At 62.7% G+C, this 26,598-nt stretch carries 19 protein-coding genes and 1 pseudogene; 11 read left to right on the top strand and 9 right to left on the bottom strand.

Annotated features, from left to right (window positions below):
* Window positions 1-53: 53 nt before the first annotated feature.
* From P3T24_RS27935 to P3T24_RS27920, 4 genes are all read left to right on the top strand, one after another.
* Window positions 54-587, top strand: coding sequence for a superoxide dismutase family protein (locus tag P3T24_RS27935; RefSeq protein ID WP_074265484.1), 534 nt, complete (start codon window positions 54-56; stop codon window positions 585-587).
* Between the two features lie 252 nt (window positions 588-839).
* A complete protein-coding gene (gene dcd, locus P3T24_RS27930) occupies window positions 840-1,409 on the top strand; it encodes a dCTP deaminase (protein ID WP_012432068.1) in 570 nt (189 codons plus the stop codon).
* Window positions 1,410-1,499: 90 nt separating this feature from the next.
* Window positions 1,500-3,785 (top strand): arginine/lysine/ornithine decarboxylase, encoded by a 2,286-nt coding sequence (locus P3T24_RS27925; RefSeq protein WP_074265483.1) that lies wholly within the window; start codon window positions 1,500-1,502, stop codon window positions 3,783-3,785.
* Between the two features lie 2 nt (window positions 3,786-3,787).
* A complete protein-coding gene (locus P3T24_RS27920; RefSeq protein ID WP_429439682.1) occupies window positions 3,788-4,507 on the top strand; it encodes a lysozyme inhibitor LprI family protein in 720 nt (239 codons plus the stop codon).
* 33 nt (window positions 4,508-4,540) lie between these two features.
* Here P3T24_RS27920 and P3T24_RS27915 read toward each other — a convergent pair whose 3' ends face one another.
* The 4 genes from P3T24_RS27915 to ppc all read right to left on the bottom strand — a co-directional run bounded on the left by P3T24_RS27915 (window position 4,541) and on the right by ppc (window position 12,121).
* Entirely contained in the window at window positions 4,541-5,464 is a 924-nt protein-coding gene (locus P3T24_RS27915) for a bestrophin family protein (RefSeq protein ID WP_074265481.1), read from the bottom strand.
* Window positions 5,465-6,364: 900 nt separating this feature from the next.
* Window positions 6,365-7,771: an argininosuccinate lyase gene (gene argH / locus P3T24_RS27910; RefSeq protein WP_429286301.1), complete on the bottom strand. Its 1,407-nt coding sequence runs from the start codon at window positions 7,769-7,771 to the stop codon at window positions 6,365-6,367.
* A 97-nt stretch (window positions 7,772-7,868) separates the two neighbouring features.
* Window positions 7,869-8,684, bottom strand: coding sequence for a helix-turn-helix transcriptional regulator (locus tag P3T24_RS27905; RefSeq protein WP_429439679.1), 816 nt, complete (start codon window positions 8,682-8,684; stop codon window positions 7,869-7,871).
* Between the two features lie 305 nt (window positions 8,685-8,989).
* Window positions 8,990-12,121 carry a phosphoenolpyruvate carboxylase gene (ppc, locus tag P3T24_RS27900; RefSeq protein ID WP_429439677.1) on the bottom strand — a complete coding sequence of 1,044 codons (3,132 nt, stop codon included), beginning with the start codon at window positions 12,119-12,121 and terminating at the stop codon, window positions 8,990-8,992.
* Window positions 12,122-12,502: 381 nt separating this feature from the next.
* Here ppc and hemC point away from each other — a divergent pair, with 381 nt between their 5' ends.
* From hemC to P3T24_RS27885, 3 genes are read left to right on the top strand one after another with little or no spacing between them, the layout of a single operon-like run.
* Window positions 12,503-13,486: a hydroxymethylbilane synthase gene (gene hemC / locus P3T24_RS27895; protein WP_429439674.1), complete on the top strand. Its 984-nt coding sequence runs from the start codon at window positions 12,503-12,505 to the stop codon at window positions 13,484-13,486.
* Window positions 13,486-15,498: a fused uroporphyrinogen-III synthase HemD/membrane protein HemX gene (gene hemDX / locus P3T24_RS27890; RefSeq protein WP_429439671.1), complete on the top strand. Its 2,013-nt coding sequence runs from the start codon at window positions 13,486-13,488 to the stop codon at window positions 15,496-15,498. Before hemC ends, hemDX begins: the two co-directional genes overlap by 1 nt.
* A gap of 2 nt (window positions 15,499-15,500) precedes the next feature.
* Window positions 15,501-16,691, top strand: a complete 1,191-nt coding sequence (locus P3T24_RS27885) for a heme biosynthesis protein HemY (RefSeq protein WP_122153935.1) — start codon at window positions 15,501-15,503, stop codon at window positions 16,689-16,691.
* A 45-nt stretch (window positions 16,692-16,736) separates the two neighbouring features.
* Here P3T24_RS27885 and P3T24_RS27880 read toward each other — a convergent pair whose 3' ends face one another.
* Window positions 16,737-17,495 (bottom strand): SDR family oxidoreductase, encoded by a 759-nt coding sequence (locus P3T24_RS27880; protein ID WP_074266169.1) that lies wholly within the window; start codon window positions 17,493-17,495, stop codon window positions 16,737-16,739.
* Window positions 17,496-17,616: 121 nt separating this feature from the next.
* The gene (locus tag P3T24_RS27875) at window positions 17,617-19,056 is read right to left on the bottom strand and encodes an aldehyde dehydrogenase family protein (RefSeq protein WP_429439669.1); all 1,440 of its coding nucleotides are present in this window, start codon (window positions 19,054-19,056) and stop codon (window positions 17,617-17,619) included.
* A gap of 271 nt (window positions 19,057-19,327) precedes the next feature.
* Between P3T24_RS27875 and ppa the strand changes: the two genes are divergently transcribed.
* Together ppa and P3T24_RS27865 are read left to right on the top strand one after the other, a co-directional pair.
* Entirely contained in the window at window positions 19,328-19,855 is a 528-nt protein-coding gene (gene ppa, locus P3T24_RS27870) for an inorganic diphosphatase (RefSeq protein ID WP_074266168.1), read from the top strand.
* A 264-nt stretch (window positions 19,856-20,119) separates the two neighbouring features.
* A complete protein-coding gene (locus P3T24_RS27865; RefSeq protein WP_429439667.1) occupies window positions 20,120-20,947 on the top strand; it encodes a phosphoribosyltransferase family protein in 828 nt (275 codons plus the stop codon).
* Window positions 20,948-20,957: 10 nt separating this feature from the next.
* Here the strand turns inward: P3T24_RS27865 and P3T24_RS27860 are convergent.
* Together P3T24_RS27860 and P3T24_RS27855 are read right to left on the bottom strand one after the other, a co-directional pair.
* Window positions 20,958-21,269, bottom strand: a pseudogene (locus P3T24_RS27860) (GIY-YIG nuclease family protein); the annotation flags it as partial.
* 9 nt (window positions 21,270-21,278) lie between these two features.
* A complete protein-coding gene (locus P3T24_RS27855) occupies window positions 21,279-22,448 on the bottom strand; it encodes a GNAT family N-acetyltransferase (protein ID WP_429286294.1) in 1,170 nt (389 codons plus the stop codon).
* 153 nt (window positions 22,449-22,601) lie between these two features.
* Here P3T24_RS27855 and P3T24_RS27850 point away from each other — a divergent pair, with 153 nt between their 5' ends.
* Together P3T24_RS27850 and glnK are read left to right on the top strand one after the other, a co-directional pair.
* Entirely contained in the window at window positions 22,602-24,290 is a 1,689-nt protein-coding gene (locus tag P3T24_RS27850) for an NAD+ synthase (RefSeq protein WP_429439665.1), read from the top strand.
* 144 nt (window positions 24,291-24,434) lie between these two features.
* Window positions 24,435-24,773 carry a P-II family nitrogen regulator gene (gene glnK / locus P3T24_RS27845; RefSeq protein WP_074265470.1) on the top strand — a complete coding sequence of 113 codons (339 nt, stop codon included), beginning with the start codon at window positions 24,435-24,437 and terminating at the stop codon, window positions 24,771-24,773.
* 184 nt (window positions 24,774-24,957) lie between these two features.
* On the opposite strand, the gene P3T24_RS27840 is transcribed toward glnK, so the two are convergent.
* Entirely contained in the window at window positions 24,958-26,103 is a 1,146-nt protein-coding gene (locus P3T24_RS27840) for a porin (protein ID WP_429439662.1), read from the bottom strand.
* Window positions 26,104-26,598 lie beyond the last annotated feature (495 nt).

The raw sequence follows: 26,598 nt of genomic DNA, 5'->3' as shown, positions 1-26,598 counted from the left end.
TCAGGTTCGGCTCGGCGACCGCAGGGGCGGCCGGCGGTCGACAAGAGGATCGCATGGGAAAACGAATCGACGGGCAGGCGGTGCATGCGTTCATCGTCCTGGCTGCCAGCAGCCTGCTGCTATGCGGCTGCACTACATTCCTGAGACCACAGGAAAAGCGCGCCGAGGCACAACTGGTGCCGGCCGTAGGAAGCCAGACGCGCGGTCTGGTGACCTTCATTGAGCGCTCCGACGGCGTGCAGGTTACCTACAATCTTTCCGGCTTGCCTCCTGATAGCGATCATGCGCTGCAGGTGCATGAGCGCGGCGATTGCAATTCGGTGGACGGTTCGAGCGTCGGCGCAGTTTTCGCGCCGGCGGCCGAGCGGCTGAAGATGGGTGCACGGGTTGAAGGCGATCTCGGCAATATCCACGCGGATTCGAACGGTGTGGCGAGCGGCTTTATCGTGGCGCCGGACGTTTCGCTCGACGGCATCCGCTCGGTGCTGCAGCGGGCGGTGGTGGTGCATCGCGACGCTTCCGATCCTTACGCCTGGCCGCAACATGGTGCCGGCCCGCTGCTCGCTTGCGGCATCATCCGGCAGTAGCGGCGGCCGGCGTTCTCTGGCGCGCTGCCATCATCAAGTCTCGCGCCGCATTTTCGACGCGTCTTCAACATTCTGCAGAACCGGTCCGTTCTCACTCCGCTGCGCTGCAACAATCTTATTTGCCGCAGTTGCAGCAGCAGCGCGCTGATCGCGTAAAATAAGCGCCTTTCGTCCGGCAACACGCGGCCCGGCGGGCCTTTGCCGGCTTCATCCTTATTCATCCATGCTTCATCCGTTACGCAGCGTTCAACTATGACCATCAAATCCGACAAGTGGATCCGGCGCATGGCCGCGTCGCACAACATGATCGAGCCGTTCGCGCCCGATCAGGTGCGCGTTTCCGAGGACGGCCGGAAGATCGTCAGCTATGGCACGTCGAGCTACGGCTACGACATTCGCTGCGCGGACGAATTCAAGATCTTCACGAACATCAACTCGACCATCGTCGACCCCAAGAACTTTGACGAGAAGTCGTTTGTCGATTTCAAGGGCGACGTCTGCATCATCCCGCCGAATTCGTTCGCGCTGGCGCGCACGGTGGAGTATTTCCGTATTCCGCGCAGCGTGCTGACGGTGTGTCTGGGCAAGTCGACCTATGCGCGTTGCGGGATCATCGTCAACGTGACGCCTTTTGAACCCGAGTGGGAAGGGCACGTTACGCTGGAATTCTCAAATACGACACCTTTGCCTGCGAAAATCTACGCGAACGAAGGCGTCGCCCAGGTGCTGTTTTTCGAAAGCGACGAAATTTGTGAAACGTCGTACGCGGATCGCGGCGGCAAATATCAAGGTCAGCACGGCGTGACGTTGCCCAAAACGTGACGCTCGCAGCGCACTGACCCACCCGGAAATACAGGTGACCGCTGCTCTTTATCCAGGAAAGCAGCGGTCGTTCCTTTTGGAGAATCGCCCATGAAGTTTCGTTTTCCCGTCGTCATCATTGACGAAGATTTCCGCTCCGAGAACATCTCGGGTTCCGGCATCCGGGCTCTCGCGGAAGCAATCGAGAAAGAAGGCGCGGAAGTGCTCGGGCTGACGAGCTATGGCGATCTGACCTCGTTCGCGCAACAGTCGAGCCGTGCGTCGTGCTTCATTTTGTCGATCGACGACGATGAGCTGCTGCCGTATTCCGACAATGTGGTGGTCGAGGGCGACGCGCCCGAACTGGCCGCCGCAATCGTCGCACTGCGCGCGTTCGTGACGGAAGTGCGCCGCCGCAACGCCGACATCCCGATCTTCCTGTACGGCGAAACGCGCACCTCGCGCCATCTGCCCAACGACATTCTGCGTGAGCTGCACGGCTTCATTCACATGTTCGAGGACACGCCGGAGTTCGTCGCGCGCCATATCATCCGCGAGACCAAGGTTTACCTCGATTCGCTCGCGCCGCCGTTCTTCAAGGAGCTGGTGCAGTACGCGGACGAAGGCTCGTACTCGTGGCACTGTCCTGGGCACTCGGGCGGCGTGGCGTTCCTGAAGAGCCCGCTTGGCCAGATGTTCCACCAGTTCTTCGGCGAGAACATGCTGCGCGCGGACGTGTGTAATGCCGTCGACGAACTCGGCCAGCTGCTCGATCACACCGGCCCGGTGGCCGCCTCCGAGCGCAATGCCGCGCGCATTTTCAGCGCCGACCACGTGTTCTTCGTGACCAATGGCACGTCGACCTCGAACAAGATCGTCTGGCACGGTACGGTGGCGCCGGGCGACATCGTGCTGGTGGACCGCAACTGCCACAAGTCGATCCTGCACGCGATCACGATGACCGGCTCGATTCCGGTGTTCCTCACGCCGACACGCAACAACTTCGGCATCATCGGTCCGATTCCGCGCAGCGAATTCGAGCCTGAGAACATCAAGAAGAAGATCCTGGCGAACCCGTTCGCGCGCGAAGCGCTGGCGAAGAATCCGGACCTCAAGCCGCGCATCCTGACCATCACGCAGAGCACCTATGACGGCGTGATCTACAACGTCGAGATGATCAAGGAAATGCTCGGCGACTGGCTCGATACGCTGCACTTCGACGAAGCGTGGCTGCCGCATGCCGAGTTCCACGAGTTCTACCAGGACATGCACGCCATTGGCGCGGGTCGTCCGCGCATCGGCGCGCTGGTGTTCGCGACGCACTCGACGCACAAGCTGCTGGCCGGCATTTCGCAGGCATCGCAGATCGTCGTGCAGGATTCGAAGAACAGCCGCTTCGACAAGCACCGCTTCAATGAAGCGTATCTGATGCATACGTCCACGAGCCCGCAGTACGCGATCATTGCTTCCTGCGACGTGGCCGCGGCGATGATGGAAGCGCCGGGCGGCACCGCGCTGGTGGAAGAGTCGATCGCCGAGGCGCTCGATTTCCGCCGCGCGATGCGCAAGGTCGACGACGAATACGTCGACGACTGGTTCTTCAAGGTGTGGGGTCCGGAGGAGTTCGCGGAAGAGGGCATCGGCTCGCGCGAAGACTGGATGCTGCGCCCGAACGACGCGTGGCACGGCTTCGGTCCGCTCGCCGAAGGCTTCAACATGCTCGACCCGATCAAGGCGACCATCGTCACGCCGGGTCTGGACATGGACGGCGGCTTCGGCGAGTCCGGCATTCCGGCGGCAATCGTCACGAAGTACCTGGCCGAGCACGGCATTATTGTCGAGAAGACCGGCCTGTATTCGTTCTTCATCATGTTCACGATCGGCATTACGAAGGGCCGCTGGAACTCGATGGTGACCGAGTTGCAGCAGTTCAAGGACGACTACGACAACAACCAGCCGCTGTGGCGCGTGCTGCCGGAGTTCGTCCAGCATCATCCGATGTACGAGCGCGTCGGCCTGCGTGATCTGTGCGAACAGATCCACAGCGTCTACCGTGCCAACGACATCGCGCGTCTGACCACCGAGATGTACCTGTCGAGCATGGAGCCGGCCATGAAGCCGTCCGACGCGTTCGCGAAGCTCGCGCATCGTGAGATCGACCGGGTACCGATCGACGAACTCGAAGGCCGCGTCACGTCGATTCTGCTCACGCCGTATCCGCCGGGCATTCCGCTGCTGATTCCAGGCGAGCGTTTCAACAGGACGATCGTCAACTACCTGCGTTTTGCGCGCGAGTTCAACGAACGTTTCCCGGGCTTCCACACGGACATCCACGGTCTGGTGGGCGAGACGATCAACGGCCGCATCGAGTACTTCGTCGATTGCGTGCGCGGCTAAAAATGAGACGGTTGCAACGGATCGGCGGCGCCTGGTTGTTGGCCGCTGCCGCGCTGCTGACGATGGCGTCGACGCTGGCGGTCAGCGCGCGCGCCGAAGTGGCCGCGGCCGATCCGATCGACGCGGCGATGCGTACGTGTCTGGCCCGCAGTGACATGTCGTCGACGACGGGCCAGTTGCAGTGCATGGAGACGGCGCGCTTTGGCTGGCAGGCCGCGATGAATACGGCATGGCAGCAGCTTGCGGCAAAGCTGCCGCCTGCACGGCGCAAGCTGTGGGAAGAGAGCCAGACCCGCTGGCAGGCTTCGCGCGATGCGCAGGCGCCGTTGCTGGACGCAGTCTTCGCGACAAAGCAAGGTGCCATGTATCAGACCGCCGAGGCGGACATGCAATTGCAGCCGGTGCGCGACCGCGCGCTGGCGCTGCGCAGCGCGGCTGCCGACGCGGGCAGTGGCGGAACTCTGCCGGTTCGCCCACGACCGTGTTCCGCGGACGCGATGTGCGAACACGCGACTTTCGACATGAACCGCTACTACCGCCGCTTGCAGACCAAGCTGCCGGCGCGTGCCCGAGCGATCCTGACGCGGGCGCAGCGTGCGTGGAGCGCGTATCTGGACGCGGCGACCGCGGTGACCGACGAGCGCGGCCGGGTCGACATCATTGGCGCGCGGGTGGCGACGCTCAAGCGGCTGTCGGATACGGTGGGCAGCGACGGCGATTGACCGCGATTAGCAGCGGTGAGCCGCCATTGACCGTCAGGTCACGAGGAACTGCTCTGCTTCGGGGCCGGGGATGACGAGGGCGGGCTCGGCGAGCAGATCGCGGACGGCGTCTTCGATATACACGGACATCATGGTGAGAGCGAGGTCGTTTTCGTCGGTGCCGAAGGGGTCTTCGAGCTGCGAGGCGATGGCCTCGTGGGCCATGAAGGCGTAGGCAACGAAGACCGAGAAGACGGGCGTAAAGATGCCGATGTTTTCGACGAGTCCGAACGGCAGTGCTGCGCAGAAGAAGTAGACGGTACGGTGAATCATCACCGAGTAGGCAAACGGCAGCGGCGTAGAACCGATACGCTCGCATCCGCCGATGACATCCGACAGCGAATTCAGATTGCGATCGAAGGCGAGCACGGCCATCGGGTCCAGCGCGCTTGTGCGCGACTGGCGATGGACCCATTCGCCGAGCACGAGCATGAGGGTGGTGGGACGATAACGTGAGGCCATGACGCGGTCGAGCAGCGGTGCGGGCAGGCGCGCGGCGAGGTCATCGCGCGGATCGGTTTTGCGGAGCTGATGACGCAGTGCATGGGGCAGCGCACTTAGGGCCTGGACGAAATCTTTGACGTCTGACTGGGCGAGGGACTCGCGGGGCAGGGTGAGGACCTGGCGGGTCATGGAGCGGGCATCGTTGAGGAGTTGGCCCCAGAGTTTGCGGGCTTCCCACCAGCGGTCGTAGCTGGCGTTATTGCGGAAGCCGAGGAAGACGGCGAGCGCGATACCGATGAGGGAGAAGGGGGTGGTGCTGAGGTTGACGGTGATCCTGAGGAGGTGGTCGTGGACGGCCACGGCCGCGATGGAGATGCAGAAGATCAGGAAGAGGCGCGGCAGAAGCTGCGGGAGGACTGAGCCTCGCCAGGCCAGGAGCATGCGGAACCAGTGGAGGTGGGGGCGGATGATCATTTGGCTTTGTAGGGCTTTTTTTGACCTTCGGTCGGTGGGGGTATTATCGCTTGTGGGGTGGTTGGTTTGGTTGCCTGCGGCGGTTTCGTTGTTCTTGCTGTGTTGGCCTTTCCTTGCATTCTTGTTGGTTTGCTGGCGTTGCCCCTGTGCGGGGCGGCACCTACTTTTCTTTGCCGCCGCAAAGAAAAGTAGGCAAAAGAAAGCGGGCTTGCAACCGCTAGCCTGTAGGTGTCCTCCACTGACATCAAGCCGGAGTGGTCCGCGCACGAAATCTGTCCTCGCGCCATCCCCGTTAGTGACAAGGCAGTCATCCGTTCCAGCGTTGCGCTGCGCGCCCCGCCGTCGGGCATAACTTCACCTAGCCGTGCGAAGAAAATTGTCCGATAGCCGATAGCCGATAGCCGATAGCCGATAGCCGATAGCCGATAGCCGAGCGCCGAGCGCCGAGCGCCGAGCGCCAGAAGCTTCCTCGGGCTTCATAGGAATGCTAACTATATTTGGGGGCTTCCTTCAACGGGATTGGGCGTTTCATCGGTTGGGCTCGGGGTTCGGCGATGCATGCAGCTTCAAGTCTTCCGTTGCCCCGCTTCCCCTTGCAGACCCATCCGCCACGCACATAGTGGGTGGGCGGGATGAATGAGTCCTTTGTCACTAATGCGTGTGGTGCGATGGCGCCTTTCGTGCGCGGACCACTCCGGCTTCATGCCAGTGGAGGACACCTACAGGCTAGCGGTGTGAGCCCGCTTTCTTTTGCCTACTTTTCTTTGCGGCGGCAAAGAAAAGTAGGTGCCGCCCCGCACAGGGGCAACGCCAGCAAACCAATAAGAAAGCAAGGAAAGGCCAACACCCCAAGAACAACAACCCAAACCAAGGCGCCGCAGGCAAAAACACCCCAAGCGCTTACTTGAGCGCCTCCCGAGCAACAACAACAGCCAGCCGAACCTGCTGAGGCGCAGTCCCCCCTGCATGATTCCGGCTAGCCACAGACCCTTCAAGCGTCAAATACTCAAACACATCCTCACCGATGAGGTGAGCCACATTAGGCAGCTCCTGACGCATCTCATCAAGCGAAAGATCCGCCAAATCGCAATTGCGATCCACACAAACGCGCACAGCATGTGCCACCGCCTCATGCGCATCCCGGAACGGCAACCCACGCTTGACGAGATAATCAGCCAGGTCCGTAGCAGTAGAAAAACCTTGCAACGCCGCAGCCCGCATAGCCTGCGGCTTCACCGTAATCCCTGCCACCATCTCGGCAAAAATCCGCAACGTATCTGCCACCGTGTCCACCGTATCGAACAGCGGTTCCTTGTCTTCCTGGTTGTCCTTGTTATAGGCCAGCGGCTGACCCTTCATCAACGTCAGCAATGCCATCAAATGCCCATTCACGCGACCCGTCTTGCCGCGTGCCAGTTCCGGCACGTCCGGGTTCTTCTTCTGCGGCATGATCGATGAGCCCGTGCAAAAACGGTCCGCCAGATCGATAAAGCCCACTCGCGGGCTCATCCACAACACCAGTTCTTCGGACAGACGCGACACGTGTGTCATCACCAGCGCCGATGCCGCCGTGAATTCGATCGCGAAGTCGCGATCCGATACGGCGTCCAGCGAGTTCGCGCAAATACCGTCGAAACCCAGTGTCTTTGCCACCGCGTGACGGTCGATCGGATAGCTCGTGCCAGCGAGTGCCGCCGCGCCCAGCGGCAGGCGGTTCACGCGCGTGCGGCAGTCGCGCATGCGCTCGGTGTCGCGCGTGAACATCTCGACATACGCCAGCAAGTGATGACCGAACGTCACCGGCTGCGCCACCTGCAAGTGGGTAAAGCCCGGCATGATCGTTTCAGCGTTCTGCTCGGCCAGGTCGATCAGCGCCGCGCGCAGATCCTTCAGCAGGCCGCCAATCCGGTCGATTTCGCCGCGCAGCCACAAGCGGATGTCCGTCGCCACCTGATCGTTGCGCGAGCGGCCCGTATGCAGGCGCTTGCCAGCGTCGCCGATCAGCGCCGTCAGGCGCGCTTCGATGTTCAGATGCACGTCTTCCAGGTCGAGTTGCCACTCGAACTCGCCGCGTTCGATTTCGCCCTTGATCTGCGCCATGCCGCGCTGGATAGCCGCCAGGTCGTCCGCGCCGATGATCTTCTGCGCAGCCAGCATCGCGGCGTGCGCGAGCGAGCCTTCGATATCGACCAGCGCCAGTCGCTTGTCGAAGAAAACCGACGACGTGTAGCGTTTGACGAGATCCGACATCGGCTCGGAGAAGCGAGCCGACCAGGCTTCGCCTTTTTTATGCAGTTGGGACGTCATGGTGTTGGGCAATGAAGAACGTGCGGTGGAAAAGCTCTCGGCAGTAGAGGCGCCGCCGAAACGAACAAGACCTCGATTTTAGCATCCGGCAGCGCCGCTACTCCCTTACCAGCACCACCAGTTTCAGATCTTCCCGGTGCGCCGGCTTGAACGTGATCTGGTCGTACACCACCCGTCCATCGCGCGGATGATTGAATTCGCGTCGGCCGCCTTCGCGCTCGCCTACGTCCTGCGACGCCCAGAAGCGTGCGAACGCGTCGCTCGTGCTCGTCAGCGTATCGATCAGGCCGTGCGTGGGCGCATCCGCCAGGTGGCGGATCGAGTCGGCGCGAAACTCGGCGGCAAGCCGCCGTGCGCGCGTCTCCCAGTCGACGATCAGTTCGCGCGCCGCCGGTTCCATGAACGTGAAGCGCAGCAGGTTGCGGTCGTGTGCACCATCGAGCCAGCCCACGAACAGGTCGGCCGCGCGCTCGTTCCACGCCAATGCATTCCATTGCCGGTCCAGCACGTAGGCCGGGGCGTTCACCAGTTGGACCGTTTCGATCAGCGTCGCGGGGGCATCGGCGGCGGCTGGGTCGGGCTCGGCCGGATCGCGTTGCGCCGCCAGTTCGAACAGATAGGCCCGCTCGGCGCGCGACAGTTGCAGCGCGACGGCGATTCGCGCGAGTGCCTCGGCGGACGCTGAAACGGGCCGTCCTTGCTCGATCCACGTGTACCAGGTGGGACTGACCCCGCAGAGTTGTGCAACTTCCTCGCGGCGCAGGCCCGGCGTGCGCCGGCGCGGCCCGGGCGGCAGGCCGACCGCCTGCGGCGAAAGCCGCTCGCGGTGGGCGCGGATGAAATCGCCCAGCGCGTGAGCGGGCGTCGCATCGAGCGGTGGCGGGGACGGGTCGGCAGGGGACGGCGGGCTCATCGTATCGGCAAAGGGGTGTTGTTGATACCAGAATAATCGCCTGACTTGTACTGGTACAGGCGGTCTCTATTGTAGCGGCAGGTGGCAATAGGTAGGCGGACCGTAGACACGCGTGCGTTTGCACGCAGGCGCATGAGGCTGCCCGATCCGCCGTTGTGGATGTGCGCACAAAGCAAAGCGCCCCGTATTGCTGTGCAGTACGGGGCGCTTTGAGTATCCAGCTCGGTCATCCAAGGAAGCCAGCGAGAGGTTCTTCCACCAGCGGCCTGCGCCACCGGCGTCTCATCGACCCACAAGCCACTCCCTCAACCCGTATTGCGCAGCCCCGCCGCAATCCCGTTGATCGTCAGATGAATCCCGCGCCGCAGCCGCGCATTCGAATCGCCCGCACGGTGGCGCTTGAGCAGTTCCACCTGCAAGTGATTGAGCGGATCGAGGTACGGAAAGCGGTTCTTGATCGAGCGCGCGAGCAGCGGGTTATCCGCGAGCCGTTCGCTCTTGCCGGTGATCTCGGAGAGCACCTTCGAGGTACGCTCCCACTCCGCGACGATGCGCTCGAACACGTGCTTGCGCAGCTTCTTGTCGCTGACCAGTGCGGCGTAGCGCGAGGCGACCGCGAGGTCGGTCTTTGCCAGCACCATATCCATGTTCGACAGCAGGTTCGCGAAGAACGGCCACGTCTTGTGCATCTTCTTCAGCAGTCCGAGGCGGCGTGCCCGTTCGGCGTCAGACGGAGCGCTGTCCAGATGCGCGGCCACCGCGCTGCCGAAGCCATACCAGCCCGTCAGCAACAGACGGCATTGGCCCCACGAAAAACCCCACGGAATGGCCCGCAGATCTTCGATCTTGCGCTGCTTCGGATCCTGCAGCTTGCGCGACGCAGGACGACTGCCGATGTTCAGCTCGGCGATCTCCGCAATCGGCGTCGATTCGAAGAAATACTCCTTGAAACCGGGCGTTTCGTAGACCAGCGCGCGGTACGACGCCATTGCGGCATCCGACAGTTGCTGCATGGTCTCCTCGAAGGCCGGCAGTTGCGCGGGCGTATTGCCGTGCGGCAGCAGCGATGCTTCGAGCGTCGCGGCGACCACGGTTTCGAGGTTGCGCCGGCCGATTTCCGGGTTGCCGAACTTGCTGGCAATGACTTCGCCCTGTTCGGTCAGGCGGATCTGGCCGTCTACCGTGCCCGGCGGTTGCGACAGGATAGCCTGATAGGTCGGGCCACCGCCGCGTCCGACTGTGCCTCCGCGGCCATGGAACAGGCGCAGCGTCACGCCACGTTCGTTGAAGAGCGACACCAGCGCGAGCTCAGCGCGATACAGCTCCCAGTTTGACGTGAGGAAGCCGCCGTCCTTGTTGCTGTCCGAGTAGCCGAGCATGACTTCCTGCTCGCCGCCCTGATGTTCGATCAGCGTGTCGACGCCCGGCAGCGCGATCAGATCGCGCATGATGTGTGGCGCGTTTTGCAGATCGGGAATCGTCTCGAACAGCGGGATCACCATCAGCGCGCCCTTGGCCGGCTCGTGCGCATTGCCGAGCAGCCCTTGCAGCAGGCCGGTTTCCTTTTGCAGCAGCATCACCTCCACCAGATCGCTGACCGTTTCCGTGTGCGAAATGATGTAGTTGCGCACGGCGCGCGCGCCGAACTTCTCGCGCGTCACGCGGGCAGCTTCGAGCACGCCCAGCTCGCTCTTGACCAGATCCGAGTACTCGAGATACGGCGAGCGCAGCAAGCGCGGCTGCGCCAGCTCGGCCAGCAGCACGCGCAGCTTGTCGGCTTCGGACAAGCTGGCGTAGTCGGCTTCGACACCGGCGTGTTTGAGCAATTCGGCGATCACCGCTTCGTGGATGTCCGAGCTTTGCCGCAAGTCGATGCTGGCAAGGTGGAAGCCGAACACTTCGGCGGCACGCGCGAGCGGCGACAGACGCGGGCTCGCGAGCGACGCGCCGTGGTGCTCCGCGAGCGAATCGATCAGCACGTGCAGGTCGCGCACGAAGGCGTCGGAGTCTGCGTACGGTTGCGCGCGCACCGGTGCCGCACCGCGGCCGGCGCTGCGCAACGGCACGGCGCCTTCGCCGAGCCGCACGCGAGCGCTGGCCGCGAGGCGCGTGTAGATGCCGATCAGCGCGCGGCGATACGGCTCGTCGACGCGATGCGGCGACTGGTCCGGCGACGCCTTCGCCAGTTCCTTGAGCGGCTCGCTTGCGCCCGTCAGCAGGTTCGAGATCGACAGCTCGGCGCCGAGCTTGTGCACCTGTTCCAGGTAATGTTCGAAGATCACCGCTGCCTGGCGCGTGATGGCTTCCTCGAGCGTTGTTGCGGTCACGTTCGGATTGCCGTCGCGATCGCCGCCGATCCAGCTACCCATCTGGAAAAACGGCGGCAGACGGGCGTCGAGACCATGCTCGGCGAGCGCGGCTTCGATGTCGGCGTACATGGCCGGGATCTCTTCGAGGAAAGTCGCGCGGTAGTACGACAGTGCGTTCTCGATTTCATCGGCCACGGTAAGGCGTGCGTCGCGCAACATCCGTGTTTGCCACAGCGAGGTGACGCGGGCGCGCAACATGGCCTCGTTGTGGGCGCGCTCGCGCTCGGTCAACGGCTGATCGCGCTCGGCAAGCAGACGAGCGATGTCGTGCTGCGCGTCCAGAATGCTCTTGCGCTGCACTTCAGTGGGGTGCGCGGTCAGCACCGGTACGATGAGTGCGTCGTTGAAGAACTGCTGCAACACCGGCGTAGCGGCGGCGTTGGCCTCCATCAGACGTTCGAGCGCATAAGCGATCGTGCCGCCCTGCGAAGCCGAGCCGGCCAGCGCGTGAATCCGGTGACGCCGATTGCGGTGCCGGTCTTCCGCGATGTTCGCCAGATGCGAAAAATAGCTGAACGCCCGCACGACGCTCACAGTCTGCTCGGGACTCAGCGAACGCAGCTTCTTGTCGAGCGTCTGCGCGGCGCTGCTGTCGTCTTCGCGGCGAAAGCGCACCGCCGTCTGACGGATCGTCTCGACCACGTCGAACACCTCGTCGCCTTCCTGCTCGCGTACGACATCGCCGAGCAGGCGTCCCAGATAACGGATGTCCTGGAAGAGCGGCTGGTCCTTGTCCTCGCGCGTGCGGCTGCTGGTTTTAGGTGCGGGCGGCACGGCTGTCTCTTTCGACACGTCGTGCAGCGGCGCGGCTGCAGCTGTGCCGTTGCCGGCCTTGGACTTCGAGGCTTTGCCGGCTTTCGCGTTGCCAGTGGCCTTATCGCCTTTCCCTGCTTTCGCGGCCTTACCCGTTTTCACGGCTTGCGTGCTTTTGGCAGAGCTTGCCGTATCGCGTTTGGATAAGGCGCTGGACGTGGCCGGTGCGGCAGGAACAACTGCGGGCGCACCCGCAGAACCGTTGAGCGATGCAGTGTTGCGGCGGGCAGGGCGCGCCGGTCCGGAAGACGTCACGATGGGTTTCCTCAGGGAAGCCAGGGTCTATTGAGAGATGAACTGCTGTTACTGCAACTGCGCTTCAACTACGCTTGAACTGCAGAATCTTCAGTACTGCGAGAGCAATGGCAAACACGGCCATCGGCAAATGGGAGAAGGCGGCCCCTCAGTGCTGTTGCGCGGCGCACCGCATTGCATCATCCCGCATGATGCCGTTTGACGCGCGAACGATCGTGCGTGAACGGCGACACTGCGCTATGGCTGAAATTTGCGGTGTGCCCATGCGGGCCTGTCTCCTCCAACGGTGGCGCGCCAGCATAGCCATCTGGCCTATAAAGCAAGGCTGGAGCGCGTGCTAACATTGTTTGTTATAACCTCCCGTCATCCACCGAACTTGTAATGAATTCCGAGACGCTTTCGGCGCCACCGCCCTCCACCCTGATCATCGCTTCGCGGGAAAGCCGCCTTGCGATGTGGCAGGCAGAGCACGTACGGTGTGCGCTGCACAAATTATATCCATCTTGTGACGTAAAAATCCTCGGGATGACGACACGCGGCGATCAAATTCTCGATCGCACCTTATCGAAGGTGGGGGGGAAGGGCCTGTTCGTGAAGGAACTGGAGAACGCGCTGGCCGATGGACGCGCCGATCTGGCGGTTCATTCGCTCAAAGACGTGCCCATGGAGCTGCCGGTGGGCTTTGAGCTGTCCACCATCATGGAGCGCGAAGATCCGCGCGACGCCTTCGTGTCGAATGCCTATGATTCGCTTGCCGCGTTGCCTGCAGGCAGCGTGGTCGGCACCTCCAGCCTGCGCCGCGAGTCGATGCTGCGCGCGCGTTATCCGCAGCTTGTCGTGCAGCCGTTGCGCGGCAACCTCGATACGCGCCTCGCGAAACTCGACCGTGGCGACTATGCGGCGATCATCCTGGCTGCGGCGGGGCTAAAGCGCCTCGGTCTGGGCGAGCGGATTCGCGCGTTGCTCGATCCCGCGGATAGTTTGCCGGCTGCCGGGCAGGGTGCGCTTGGTATTGAGATCCGCGCCGGACGGCCCGAACTCGCGGCATGGCTGGCGCCGCTGCATCACGAGCACACCGCTGCGGCAGTCGAGGCCGAGCGGATGGTGTCGCGTGCGCTTGGCGGCAGTTGCGAAGTGCCGCTCGCGGCATACGCCACCTGGCGCGACGGCGCGCTGCATCTACGCGGCATCGTCGCGACGCCTGACGGCCAGCAGGTGCTGAGCGCCCATGCATCGGCGCCGGCGCCCACTGTCGAACGCGCGCTGCAGTTGGGCCGCGAGGTGGCGAACGCGCTCGAAGAACAAGGCGCGCTTGAAATCGTCCGCGCGCTCAGCACGGCGAGCGGTCCGGCGGCCGGCACGTGATGACGGCGCAAACAGGCGGCAACTCATCCCCTAACTCGTCTGGCAAGACGCGGTATACGGTTGTGATCACGCGTCCCGCGGGGCAGTCGACCGCGCTCGCGGCGCAACTGGACGCGGCCGGCATCGCCACGCTCGAATTCCCGCTGATCGAGATCGTGCCCGTCGAAGACGTGGCGCCGTTGCAGGCGGCGTTAGTCGCGCTCGAACGCTACGCGCTGGTGGTATTTGTATCGCCCAACGCCGTCGACTACGCGTTTGCGGAGTTCGATTCGATCTGGCCGCACGCGCTGCCGGTCGGCGTCGTGGGGCCGGGCAGCGTCGCGGCGCTGGCGCGTCACGGCGTCGAGGCACCGGCGTACCGCGTGATTACTCCATCGGCCGGGGCGGATGACGACGTGGCGCGCTTCGATTCGGAGGCGCTCTTCGCGGCCATCGACGCTTCGTTCGGTGCGACCTCGCTGGAAGGCAAGCGCGTGCTGATCGTGCGCGGCGACGGCGGTCGCGAATGGCTGGCCGATCGTCTGCGTGAGGGCGGCGTCGAAGTGGAAACCGTCGCAGCTTACCGGCGGCTCGTGCCGGAGCCGTCCATCGGCGCCTGGAGCCGGGTGCATGAGCTGCTGGCGGGCGAACCGCATGCGTGGCTCATCACCAGTTCCGAAGGCGTGCGCAATCTCGACGAACTCGCGCACGAGCACCTGAACGCCGGCGAAATCGCTCAATTGAAGCGCGCCACGCTCGTCGCGCCGCACCCACGCATCGCGCAGACCGCGCGGGGACTGGGTTTTGATAGCATTACGGTGTCCGGTGCGGGCGATGAGCGCATTGCCCATACCTTGCTTTTAGCCGTACCTCCCGTTGTTCAACCGGTACCGACCAACCCGGCTCACTCACGCATGACTGAATCGAACGCTCCCACGAACACCTCCCCCCAGCCGGCTGCGACCGCTGCGTTGCCGCCCAATCCCCCCTTCACGCCCTACGAAGCGCAGCAGCCGCGCCGCAGCGCGGGCGGACCGCTGCTGTGGTTGGTCATCGTGATCATTGTCTGTGCGGCGGTTGCGGGCGGCATCACGCTCAACCGGAAGCTCATCAGGCTCGATCAGCAATTGACGCAACGGCAGCAGGCCAACGACGCGCAAACTGCTGCACTGAGCGTGAAGACGGACCAGGCGGTGTCGACCGTTCACGAGATCGATTCGCAGATGTCGCAACTCGAGGGCAAGCTGACCGACGCGCAGCAGGCCGAGCAGGCGCTGCAACAACAGTACGCGGACCTCGCGCGCAATCGCGACGACTGGACGCTCGCCGAAGTGGGGCAGATGCTGTCGGCCGCGAGCCAGCAGTTGCAACTGACGGGTAACACGCAGCTGGCGCTGTTCGCACTGCAAAGCGCCGATACGCGACTCGCGGCCTCTGACGGCGCGCAGGTCATGGCCGTGCGCAAGGCGATTGCGGAGGATATCGACAAGCTGAAGTCTGCGCCGTCGACTGATCTCACGGGTCTTGCCATCAAGCTCGACAACGCGATCGACCAGGTTGACACGTTGCCGCTCGACGGTGAAGCGCTGACCGCTCACACCGTGCCGCAGGCCACTGCGCCCGCCGATACCGCGAAGGTCGCAGCGGCCACCGGCGAGCCGCGCTGGAAGGTATGGTGGCAGGTGTTCTCGGCGGGTATCGCCCAGCAGTTGACGAGCCTCGTGCAAGTGCGTCGCATCGACAATGCGGACGCGATGCTGGTCACGCCGGATCAAGGCTACTTCCTGCGCGAGAATCTGAAACTGCGCCTGCTGTCGGCGCGCCTCGCGTTGCTTTCTCGTAACCAGACCACGCTGAAGTCGGACCTGCGCGCTGCCGACGCAGCGCTCGCGCGCTACTTCGACAACGCCTCCAAACACACGCAAACCGTGCGTGAGTTGGTGAAGGAAGTGGACGACGGCTCGGCGGCGGTGGAAGTGCCGAACCTGAACACGAGCCTGCAGGCCGTCAACCAATACCGGAGCCGGAGTTAATCATGGCGATCCGGGGACTTATCTGGCTGGCGTTGTTATTTGTCATCGCGGTGGCGCTGGCGACGGTGGGACGTTTTGATACGGGGCAGGTGCTGCTCGTCTATCCGCCGTATCGTGTTGACGTGTCGCTGAACCTGTTCGTGGTCGCGCTCGTGGTGCTGTTTATCCTCGTGTATGCGTTGCTGCGTATCGTGCGCAACATCTGGCGCATGCCGCAGCGCGTGGCTGCTTACCGGGCCCGCTCGCGAGTGGCGAAGGCGCACGCGGCGCTGCGCGATGCCATCGGCAATCTGTACGCGGGACGTTTCTCGCGTGCTGAAAAAGCGGCGCGCGACGCGCTTGCCAACGGCGACAACAAGGGTGCGGCGGGCCTTGTTGCGGCCACGGCGGCGCACCGTATGCGCGAATACGCGCGGCGCGACGAATGGCTTTCGCAGATCGATGAGGCCGACTGGCAGGACGCACGTCTGATGGCGACCGCGGACATGCGTGCGGACGGCCGCGACGCAGACGGTGCGCTGACCGCGCTCACAGAGATGCAGTCGCAAGGCGCGCGGCGGATTCATGCGCAGCAGATCATGTTGCGCGCGCAGCAGCAGTTGAAGAACTGGAGCGAAGTGCTCAAGCTCGTCAAGACGCTGGAGAAGCGCGAGGCGATTCACCCGGCTGTGGCGGTGCGTTTGCGCCAACTCGCGGCGGAGAATCTGTTGCGCGACCGGCGTCACAATGCCGATGCGCTGCTGGAGTTGTGGCATTCGCTCTCGCCAACCGAGCGGCATTCGCCGCGCCTGGCCGATCTCGCCGCTGAACTGCTGGTGACGCTCAACCGTCCGCAGGACGCACGCAAGATCGTCGAGGAAGCGCTGGCGCAGAACTGGGACGCGCGTCTGCTGCGCCGCTATCCGGACACGGCAGGTGGCGATGCGCTGCCGCTGATCCAGAAGGCCGAAGCGTGGCAGAAGGAGCGTCCGGAGGATGCCGATCTGATGTTCACACTGGGCCGCCTGTGTCTGCATCAGCAGCTGTGGGGCAAGGCGCAGTCGTTCCTCGAGACGGCGCTCAAGCTGGCCGACAACGAAACCTTGAAGATCCGTTCGCATCGTGCGCTGGCACGTTTGCACGAGCAGCTTGGCGACGCTGACAAGGCGAGCCAGCACTATCGGGAAAGCGCGCTCGCAATGAACGTGGTTTAAAAATCCGCGGTGGGCGCTGGCCTGTTCAGGTCGCGCCCCGCTCATCTACACACAACGCCCGCCGTCCACCTCCAGGCATGTGCCGGTAATGAACTCCGCTTCATCCGATGCCAGATAGAGACAGGCATTGGCGATGTCTTGCGGTGTCGACAGGCGTCCAAGCGGAATTCCGGCCAGGAAGCGCTTGCGATTCTCGGGCGTGTCTTCGACGCCCATGAACTCGGATAGCAGGCCGGTTTCGCCCATTACCGGGTTGACGCAGTTCACGCGGATACGGTCCGGTCCCAGTTCGACGGCGAGCGACTTGCTGGCGATGATCACCGCGCCCTTGCTACCGTTGTACCAGACGAGGCCAGGGCGGGGCCGCACGCCCGCCGTCGAGGCGATGTTGATGAACACGCCGCCGCCTTGCTCGCGGAAGTACGGCACGAACGCCTGCACGCTCCAGTAGATGCTCTTCACGTTGACCGCATAGACGCGGTCGAACTCGGCCTCGCTCACATCGAGGATGGGCTTGTTGCGATGGGTCGTACCCGCATTGTTGACGACCACCTGGACGCTGCCGAAGTCCTCCAGCGCGGCTTCGCGCAGACGGGTCCAGTCGTCGCTGCGGGTGACGTCGCCGGCTACCGCGATGGCCTTGCCACCCGCCAGTGCGATTTCGCTCGCGACGCGCTCGGCTGTCGCGCCGTTCAGATCGTTCACTACCACGTTCGCGCCTTCGCGCGCGTAGGTCTTCGCAATGCCTTCGCCGAAACCCGAGCCGCCACCCGTGACGATGGCCGTTTTACCTCTCAAGCGCATGATGTCTCCGTTGTCGTTGCTGATGCGTTCCGTGCTGCAATTTGCATTCGTGCATTCGTGCATTCGTGCCTGCGGTGCGTTCATTACGTTGACGGTTAGCGTGGTCGGGCCTGCAGGCCGGCTAGCCGTGCCGGATCGCGACCGTCTTCAGCACTGTAAAACCGTACAGCGCTTCAAACCCTTTTTCGCGGCCATGCCCCGAATGCTTGACGCCGCCAAACGGCAGTTCGACGCCGCCTCCCGCACCATAGTTGTTGATAAACACCTGGCCCGAGCGCACACGTCGCGCGAGCCGTAACTGGCGCGCGCCGTCGCGCGTCCAGATGCCGGCGACGAGTCCGTACAGCGTGCCGTTCGCGAGTGCCACGGCTTCGTCTTCGTCGGTGAAGGCCATCGCGGCCAGCACGGGTCCGAACACTTCTTCGCGTGCCAGGCGATGGGCCGGAGGCACATCGCGCAGCAGGGTCGGTGCCTGATAGAAGCCGGTTTCCGGCGCCTCGTGGATCACCTCGCCGTGCGCTGCCATCGGAATGCCGTCGTGCTGCGCATCGTCGAGAAAATCCCATACGCGCCGCTGTTGCTTCGCGCTGATGAGCGGCCCGCAGTCCAGGTCCGCATGCGAGGGCCCGACACGGAGCGCATTGAACGCCGTGGCGAGCTTATCGAGCAACGGCTCGTAAATGGCCCGCTCGATCAGCACGCGGCTGCCCGCCGAACAGGTCTGCCCGGCGTTCTGCACGATAGCCGACACCAGCACTGGGACTGCGGTGTCGAGATCGGCATCGGCGAACACGATTTGCGGTGACTTGCCACCGAGTTCCAAGGTGACGGGCACGTGGTTTTCCGCGGCCATCTGCGTGACGGCCTTGCCTGTCTGCGGCGAGCCGGTGAACGAGATGTGGTCGATCCCGGCGTGGCGCGCGAGCGCGGCGCCCGCCTCGTGGCCGTAGCCCGTGACGATATTTAGCGCACCGGCCGGCAAGCCGGCTTCGGCAGCCAGCTCGGCGACGCGTAGCACCGACAGGCAAGCGTCCTCGGCGGGCTTGACGACGCACGCGTTGCCTGTCGCGAGCGCCGCGCCGACGCTGCGGCCGAAGATCTGCATCGGGTAATTCCACGGCACGATGTGGCCGGTCACACCGTGCGGTTCGCGCACCGTGAAAACCGTGTAGCCGTTCTGATAGGGAAGTGTCTCGCCGTGCAGCTTGTCGGCGGCGCCCGCGTAAAACTCGAAGTAGCGCGCCAGTGCTGTCGCGTCTGCGTGCGCCTGGCGCAATGGTTTGCCGGTGTCGCGCGCTTCGAGTTGCGCGAGCTCTTCGTGATTCGCGGCCACCAGCGTGGATAGCCGGTACAGCACCCGTCCACGGTCGGCTGCGCTGGTGGCGCCCCATGCGCCGTCGAAGGCTTTGCGCGCGGCCTGCACGGCGGCATCGATATCCGCGGCGCTGCCACGGGCTAACTGCGTGAACGGCTGTCCGTCTGAGGGATCAAGCACGGGAATCGTCTCGCCGCCGGCAGGGGCGACCCATTCGCTGCCGATGAAGTGTCTGGCTTCTTCCATGCATGCTCCTGGCTGAAAAGGCTTGGAACGGCTTCTGGCGCGCCCGTGGCGCGGTTGCGGTCACGGCTGCAATCATTGCTGCAAGTGCGACTTCGTCTGCGTCCGGAAGCACGGTTTCAACGATTATCGCGCCGATCGTCACGGAGGTGCCATCGGCCGATTGGCTATAATGGTGTATTCCGCACTTCTGGTCCGCTGTGCCGCGACTGACCTGAGTCAGACGCCGTATCGCGCGCCGTGTTCCGAATTTCATCCTGTTCAGAGAGCGCTCATGAGCTTCAATCACGTACCCGCAGGCAAAGACCTTCCGCAAGATTTCAACGTCATCATCGAAATCCCGGCGCAAAGCGATCCGGTGAAGTACGAGGCAGACAAGGATCTGGGCCTGCTCGTCGTCGACCGTTTCATCAGCACGGGTATGCGCTATCCGGCTAACTACGGCTTCATTCCGCAAACGCTGTCGGGCGACGGCGACCCGGTCGACGTGCTGGTGATCACGCCGTTTCCGCTGCTGGCCGGCTCGGTCGTGCGCGCGCGCGCGCTCGGCATGCTGCAGATGACGGACGAATCGGGCGTCGACGCCAAGCTGATCGCCGTGCCGCACGACAAGGTCTGCCCGATGACGGCAACCCTGAAGTCGATCGACGACGTGCCGTCGTATCTGAAAGACCAGATCAAGCACTTCTTCGAGCAATACAAGGCGCTCGAAAAGGGCAAGTGGGTGAAGGTCGAAGGCTGGGCGGATGTCGAAGCCGCCCACAAGGAAATCACGGAAGGCGTGGCGAACTACAAGAAGTAAGCTGGTTCGAGCATCCCGGTGTTAAAAAACCGCGTTGACCCGAGAGGGCGGCGCGGTTTTTTCATGGGAGTATGTTTTAGCGCAATCATCTGCACACTGATCTGAAGCCGCTGGCGATTTCAGCCAAGATATACTTTACCGATGGCGAAGCGCAGAAAAACCAACTCTCCGAGCGATCAATACCCGATGCACAATCGGGCCTCAATGCTCGGGAAACGAGCGCCAGTTGGACCGCCTCGGCGGACGTTTGGCTTTCCCGCGACGGTGACGCATCCGCTTTTTGTCTGGACTGACGACAAAGTACTGAAGCAGCATCCGTCTTATCAGAGTGCAAAAGCCGGTGATGCGGACGCGGCAATTGCTCTTGTTTCCGATATCGCAGGCCCGCTATTGCGGGATGTCATATCCCTTATGGATGCTGGAACGCTGCCAGTCGACGTGATCTTTGTGGCTCCGCATGCGCGAGAAGCCAGGGGAGACAACGCGATACCACAGGTTCTCGCTACGATGCTAGCCATCGCCGGCGGCGTAGTGGATGAGGACATTGTGCAGACAACGAAGGTCTATCACACCGGGGCGGATCCGATGGAGCGCCTGAACGCACGCGCCTCGTTTCACGGCGTCGTGTTTCGGGGAAGTGACTACGTTCTGGTCGACGACGTCATGACGCTTGGCGGAACGCTTTGCGATCTTGCAGACCATATACGGCGTGGTGGCGGGAACGTCGTCGCGGCGGCCGTCCTGGTCAACGCTAGCCGGTCTGGTAGACTGTATCCAGTCCAAAAGACGGTGCAACGCTTAGAGAAGGAGTTTGGCCATGACATCCGTGAAACCTTTGGGATCGAGCCGGTTGCGCTCACGGCCGACGAAGCACAGTACCTCCTCGGGTTCCGTAGTGCTGAGGAAATCAGAGGTCGCAGTGCTAAAGCGCGGGAAAAAACAGATCTCCGACTCCGCGCAAAAGGCGTTTTCATCCCTCAAGCAGAAGGTGGACGCCGACAGAGGGCGCCGCTAAGGCGGCACAAGGTACCCTTCCCTGGTGCCAGCGCAGTATCAAACATCAGCTCTTGGGTTGGCAAGCATAAAAGGTAGGGTCCCGCTACGCTTCGCTTCCTGATTTATCGGACTGTTCCTCAGCGATGCTTGCTGGCACCACCGATTCCAGCGTGCGAACCCCCGCCGCCAACGCACGTTTCTCCACCGCCGTCAGCCGTTTGACGAAGTACTCCGCGCGCGACGCGCTGGACCGATCCGCCAGTTCAAACGAAGCGAGTACATGCAGCGGCTTCCGCGAGCGCGTATAGCGCGCGCCAGTGCCGCTCACATGTTTGTCGAAGCGCGCCTGCACATCGATGGCGATGCCGGTATAGACGCTACCATCCGCGCATTCGATCAGATAAAGAAACCACGGCATGGCGATACGCTAGCTCTTGAACGGGTTGTGATCACGCAACTCATCGACGTATGCGTGAATGCTGTTCGTCTCGTTGTCGAGAAAGCGCGCCACGGCATCGGAGAAGGCGGGATGGGCGAGCCAGTGCGTCGAGCGGGTGACGGTAGGCAGGAAACCGCGCGCCATCTTGTGCTCGCCTTGCGCGCCACCCTCGAACACCGCGAGTTTCTCTTCGATGCAAAACTCGAGCGGCTGATAGTAAGCGGTCTCGAAGTGCAGGCACGGCACATGTTCGAGCGCGCCCCAATAGCGCCCATACAGCGTGCCACCGGTCTTTTCATCGCGCTGATACACCACGAGAGAACTGGCGATCGGCTTGCCATCGTATTCCGCGATCACCAGCAGCAGGTTCTCGGGCATCGTCGCGCCAATCGTGCGGAAAAACTCGAGATTCAGATATGGACTCGAAAAGTGCTCGCGGTAAGTCTGCCGATAGCACTTGGAGAAAAAGCGCCAGTCGGCATCCGTAGCATCTTCGCCGCGCACCCGACGCATCGTGATGCCCGCCTCACGCACCTTGCGGCGCTCGGCGCGAATGTTCTTGCGCTTCTTCTGCTCGAGCGTCGCGAGGAATTCCTCGAAGTCGCGGTAGCCGTTGTTGAGCCAGTGAAACTGCACACCCTCGCGCTGCATCATGCCGAGGCCGGTCAGCGCTTCGGCTTCGGTTGCGGTAGGAAACAGCACGTGCAGCGACGACACATCCGCCTGTTCGGCAAATGCCATCAGTGTGGCCGCCAGGTGGCGCAACGCGTGCGCATCCACGGACAGCAGCCGGTTGCCCTGCACAGGCGTGAACGGCACAGCGCACAGGAGCTTCGGATAGTACTCGAGACCGTTGCGCTTGTAGGCGTCGGCCCATGCCCAATCGAACACGTACTCGCCGTACGAGTGCCCCTTCAGATACACAGGCGCGGCGGCCGCGAGCTTTCCCGTGCGCGGGTCGGTCAGCGTGACGAACTGCGTACCCCACCCGGTCTCGTCCACGGCAGAGCGGCTCGTATGCAGCGCGCTCAGGAACTCATGCCGCAGAAACGGCGTGGGTTGTGCCTGCTGGGCGAGGAGGGCGTTCCACTCGGCGGGGTCCACCTCGGAGGGCGAGGCCAGAATGCCCGTGCGATAATCAAAACGTTGCTGGTTCAATCTGTTTGACTGTTCCTGATCTGAGCGATCCTCCGCGTCTGGCGGAGCATCGCTCGTTTGTCCGTGTTGGTACGTTTTTGCGACTTTGTCTGTTTCGTCGAGCCACCTGGCCGATGCAACCGGCAAGCTACGCGGCTTGCCCCTGATCCTGCCATGAAGACCCGAATCGCTCTTGCTCAAATCAATGTCACCGTCGGCGACTTCGCCGGCAACGTCGCGAAAATCGTCGATGCAGCACGCGCTGCGCACAACGATGGTGCGAAGCTGCTCGTCGCTCCCGAACTTGCGCTTTCCGGCTACCCACCCGAAGACCTGCTGCTGCGCCCGGCCTTCTATGCCGCCAGTGCCGCCGCGCTTGCCGATCTCGCCGAACAACTGAAGCCGTTCGCCGGCCTGCACGTGGTGGTCGGTCATCCGCACCGCGACGCCGCGCACGGCCATGGTAAAGCAAACGCGCCAATCGAGCGCGGCGTGCCGCCAGTCGATACCTTCAACGCGGCCTCGCTGATTGTCGACGGCAAGGTGGTCGGTACTTATCTGAAGCAGGAACTGCCCAACAGCGAAGTGTTCGACGAGAAGCGTTACTTCGCCGCGGACCCTCGGCCGCTCGTGTTCGAACTCGACGGCGTCAAATACGGCGTGGTGATCTGCGAAGACGTCTGGCATGCGCCGGCGGCCCAGCAGGCCAAAGCGGCTGGCGCCCAGGTGCTGCTGATTCCGAACGGCTCGCCGTATCACCTCAACAAGGAAGCCGTGCGGGTCGACATCCTGCGGGCGCGTATCCGCGAGACCGGTTTGCCGATGGTCTACGTGAACATGGTGGGCGCGCAGGACGAACTGGTGTTCGACGGCGGCTCGTTCGTGCTCGACGGCAACGGCGAGCTGGTCGCGAAGATGGCGCAGTTCGAGGAAGGCAACGCGATCGTCGAATTCGATGGCGCGCGCCCTGTGCCCACTGTCGTTGCGCCCGAGCTGTCGCTGGAAGCGCAGGTGTATGCGGCGCTCGTGATGGGTGTGCGCGACTACATCAACAAGAACGGCTTTCCGGGGGCGCTCATCGGTCTGTCGGGCGGCGTGGATTCGGCGCTGGTGCTGGCCGTCGCCTGCGACGCGCTCGGCGCCGAGCGGGTGCGCGCCGTGATGATGCCGTCGCGCTACACGGCAGATATCTCCACGACGGATGCTGCCGAGATGGCGCGCCGGGTCGGGGTACGCTACGACGAGATCGCGATTGCGCCGATGTTCGATGCGTTCCGCACGTCGCTCGCCGAAGAGTTCGCCGGCCGCGCCGAAGACGCCACCGAAGAAAACATCCAGGCACGGATTCGCGGCACGCTGCTGATGGCGTTGTCGAACAAGTTCGGCTCGATCGTGCTGACCACCGGCAACAAGAGCGAGATGGCGGTGGGCTATTGCACGTTGTACGGCGACATGGCCGGCGGCTTCGCGGTGATCAAGGACATCGCCAAGACGCTGGTCTACCGCCTGTGCCATTACCGCAACGCTGCTACCACATTCCCCAGGCAGGACGTCATCCCGGAACGGATCCTGACGCGCGCACCCTCCGCTGAACTGCGCGAGAACCAGACCGATCAGGACAGCCTGCCGCCATATGAAGTGCTCGACGCCATCATGCGCATGTATATGGAGGAGGATCACTCTCTGGCCGAGATCATCGCGGCCGGCTATGCGGTGGATGACGTGAAGCGGGTCACGCGCCTCATCAAGATCAACGAATACAAGCGCCGCCAGGCGCCGATTGGCATTCGCGTGACGCATCGCGCGTTCGGCCGCGACTGGCGTTATCCGATCACGTCGCGCTATACCGAACCGGTGGAATAAACGAAGCCCGGCGCCGCGGCCTGAATCGCGGTGCGGACGCGGCACGCGCTGGAATGGCCGCAAGCCATCCGGCGCGGCGTAGAATCGGAGCTATCGATTTCCTTTCACCCTAACGAACTATTCGCTCAAGAGACGAGGTACACCATGAAGCGCATCACTGCAGTCATCAAACCGTTCAAGCTCGACGAAGTCCGCGAAGCACTTGCCGAAGTCGGTCTCACTGGCCTGACGGTGACCGAAGTCAAAGGCTTCGGGCGCCAGAAGGGTCACACGGAACTGTATCGCGGCGCCGAATACGTGGTCGACTTCCTGCCCAAAGTGAAGATCGAAGTGGTGGTGGCGAACGACCAGTGCGATCAGGTGATCGACGCGATCATCGGCGCGGCGCGCACTGGCAAGATCGGCGACGGCAAGATCTTCGTGGCCGAGGTGGAGCGGGTCATCCGCATTCGCACCGGTGAGGAAAACGAAGCAGCAGTCTGAGGGGTTTAAGGTCTTCTAACGATCTCAGGCAAGAACAAGGCAACGCAAACACGTGCAGCGGTCGCAGAACCGCTCGCACCAATAAAAAACGGTGCGATACCCTTTCGGACATCGCACCGATACGCGCCTCTCGCAGCAGCGTGAAAAAGTTTCTAAATCTAGATCTCGGAGCTACACCGTTCGATTAGAACGAGTGTTGAATACCTGCATACACGCCCGATTGGCTGTGGCCATGAGTCGGGTTTTCGTTGTACGAAACCGAGCTTCCCGAACCGCTGTCGCCGCCGTTGCCTGCTGCGTTGGCATCAAGACCGAAGTTAGCCGTCTTGCTGTTACGCACGGTAGCGATCTGGATGTCGAGCAACGTACGCTTGGACAGGTTGTACGAACCACCAATCGTGTAGATGTTCGCGTTGCCTGCACCGTTGTTCGCGTTGACGTGATACACGGCTGCGATCAGCGCTGCTGCCGGCGTCGCTTGCCACGTCACGCCGCCCCATTCCTGGTCGGTCGTCGTCGGCGTGCCGATAGGTACACCGGTTTCGCCCGAAGTACGTGCGCCCTGGTACACAGCCTGAATCTTGAACTGGCCGAGGAACACGTTGACGCCAGCGAAATACTCGCGGCCGTAGTTGAACGGACCGTTCGGAGCGCCTGCGGTCGGATCGCCGAGGCTACCGTTGATGTTGTTGCGGATTTCGTCATACAGGCCACGAACCTGGAACAGCGAGTTCGTGTAGGTCAACTGCAGACCGTCTTCACGCCCTTGTGCCGAACCATTGCCGCCGTTGAAGGACGTCGAGTTCGAGAAGGCGTATTGGCCGTACACGTCAAAGCCGTAGAACTTCGGCGACTGGTACGAAATGTTGTTGCTCGACTGCGGCCAGTTGCGGCCACGGACCAGCGACGCCGACGACCAGTTCGATTGACCGAACGGGTCGAAGTCCCACACGCCATTGGAGATGAACAGTTCACGGCCGAGCAGGAAGGTACCGAACTGGTCGTTCGCCACACCGACTGTCGCCCAGCGATTCCAGATGGAGCCAGAGGAGCCGAGTGAGCCGGTCGCCGTGCTGAAGGAGCCTTCCAACTGGAAGAGAACCTTATTGCCGCCACCGATGTCTTCGACGCCCTTCATACCCCACAGGCTCGTGCCCCAGTCGCCGCTCTCAAGGCGAACACGCGAGGTGGAACCCGTGTAATTGGCATTCGGAAGGCCGCTGATGTATTCGACACCCGCGTCCAGACGACCGTACAGCGTGACGCTGCTTTGTGCGTGAGCAACTACACCGGCCGACATCAACGCCGCGGCGAGTAATGCTTTCTTCATCTTCTCCTCCATACCCTGTCAAAAGAAAAACCCAGTACTGCGAATGGTGTCCGGACGCCATAGGCGCCGAACAGAAATCCGTACCAGGGAGACGGTTCGGGTCGAGCGGGTGAACTGTGATGACGATGTAGCCTGCGGCTTTCTTTGCGTCATACCGATCCCTCGTCGACCGGATCTCCTCTGCGTTTTGAAGTGAAACTACTTTTAATCAACTTTGTTTTGGTACTTTGGTTACTAATTTATCAAAAATACCCCTCGATGGGAGAAGAAATTGGTCCCAGGGCGCTTTGGTGTCTCCAAATTGCAATAGTGGTGTGATCGAGCACTCGCCAAGGCATCCCAAAAACAGCAGCAAACCCTTGTCTGACAAGGGAATCACGGTTCGTCTGAGGCAACGTTAAGGATTGCCACTATTGACGCTGTAAAACAGTGGGAGTAGGGCAAAAAACGGGATGTTGTTGCGATATTTGGGACGTTTGACGTCGCAAAAGGGGA

The sequence above is a fragment of the Paraburkholderia sp. GAS33 genome (assembly GCF_050436645.1).
GTDB lineage: Bacteria > Pseudomonadota > Gammaproteobacteria > Burkholderiales > Burkholderiaceae > Paraburkholderia > Paraburkholderia phenazinium_B.
This window is presented reverse-complemented; position numbering and strand designations above follow the sequence as displayed.

Excerpts from the sequence above, each read along its gene's own strand:
- hemDX (WP_429439671.1), top strand. The coding sequence starts at position 13,486 with ATGACGGCGCAAACAGGCGGCAACTCATCCCCTAACTCGTCTGGCAAG.
- P3T24_RS27885 (WP_122153935.1), top strand. The coding sequence starts at position 15,501 with ATGGCGATCCGGGGACTTATCTGGCTGGCGTTGTTATTTGTCATCGCG.
- P3T24_RS27880 (WP_074266169.1), bottom strand. The coding sequence starts at position 17,495 with ATGCGCTTGAGAGGTAAAACGGCCATCGTCACGGGTGGCGGCTCGGGT.
- argH (WP_429286301.1), bottom strand. The coding sequence starts at position 7,771 with ATGACGTCCCAACTGCATAAAAAAGGCGAAGCCTGGTCGGCTCGCTTC.
- P3T24_RS27905 (WP_429439679.1), bottom strand. The coding sequence starts at position 8,684 with ATGAGCCCGCCGTCCCCTGCCGACCCGTCCCCGCCACCGCTCGATGCG.
- P3T24_RS27925 (WP_074265483.1), top strand. The coding sequence starts at position 1,500 with ATGAAGTTTCGTTTTCCCGTCGTCATCATTGACGAAGATTTCCGCTCC.
- hemC (WP_429439674.1), top strand. The coding sequence starts at position 12,503 with ATGAATTCCGAGACGCTTTCGGCGCCACCGCCCTCCACCCTGATCATC.
- glnK (WP_074265470.1), top strand. The coding sequence starts at position 24,435 with ATGAAGCGCATCACTGCAGTCATCAAACCGTTCAAGCTCGACGAAGTC.
- P3T24_RS27920 (WP_429439682.1), top strand. The coding sequence starts at position 3,788 with ATGAGACGGTTGCAACGGATCGGCGGCGCCTGGTTGTTGGCCGCTGCC.
- dcd (WP_012432068.1), top strand. The coding sequence starts at position 840 with ATGACCATCAAATCCGACAAGTGGATCCGGCGCATGGCCGCGTCGCAC.
- P3T24_RS27840 (WP_429439662.1), bottom strand. The coding sequence starts at position 26,103 with ATGAAGAAAGCATTACTCGCCGCGGCGTTGATGTCGGCCGGTGTAGTT.
- P3T24_RS27850 (WP_429439665.1), top strand. The coding sequence starts at position 22,602 with ATGAAGACCCGAATCGCTCTTGCTCAAATCAATGTCACCGTCGGCGAC.
- P3T24_RS27875 (WP_429439669.1), bottom strand. The coding sequence starts at position 19,056 with ATGGAAGAAGCCAGACACTTCATCGGCAGCGAATGGGTCGCCCCTGCC.
- ppa (WP_074266168.1), top strand. The coding sequence starts at position 19,328 with ATGAGCTTCAATCACGTACCCGCAGGCAAAGACCTTCCGCAAGATTTC.
- P3T24_RS27915 (WP_074265481.1), bottom strand. The coding sequence starts at position 5,464 with ATGATCATCCGCCCCCACCTCCACTGGTTCCGCATGCTCCTGGCCTGG.
- P3T24_RS27935 (WP_074265484.1), top strand. The coding sequence starts at position 54 with ATGGGAAAACGAATCGACGGGCAGGCGGTGCATGCGTTCATCGTCCTG.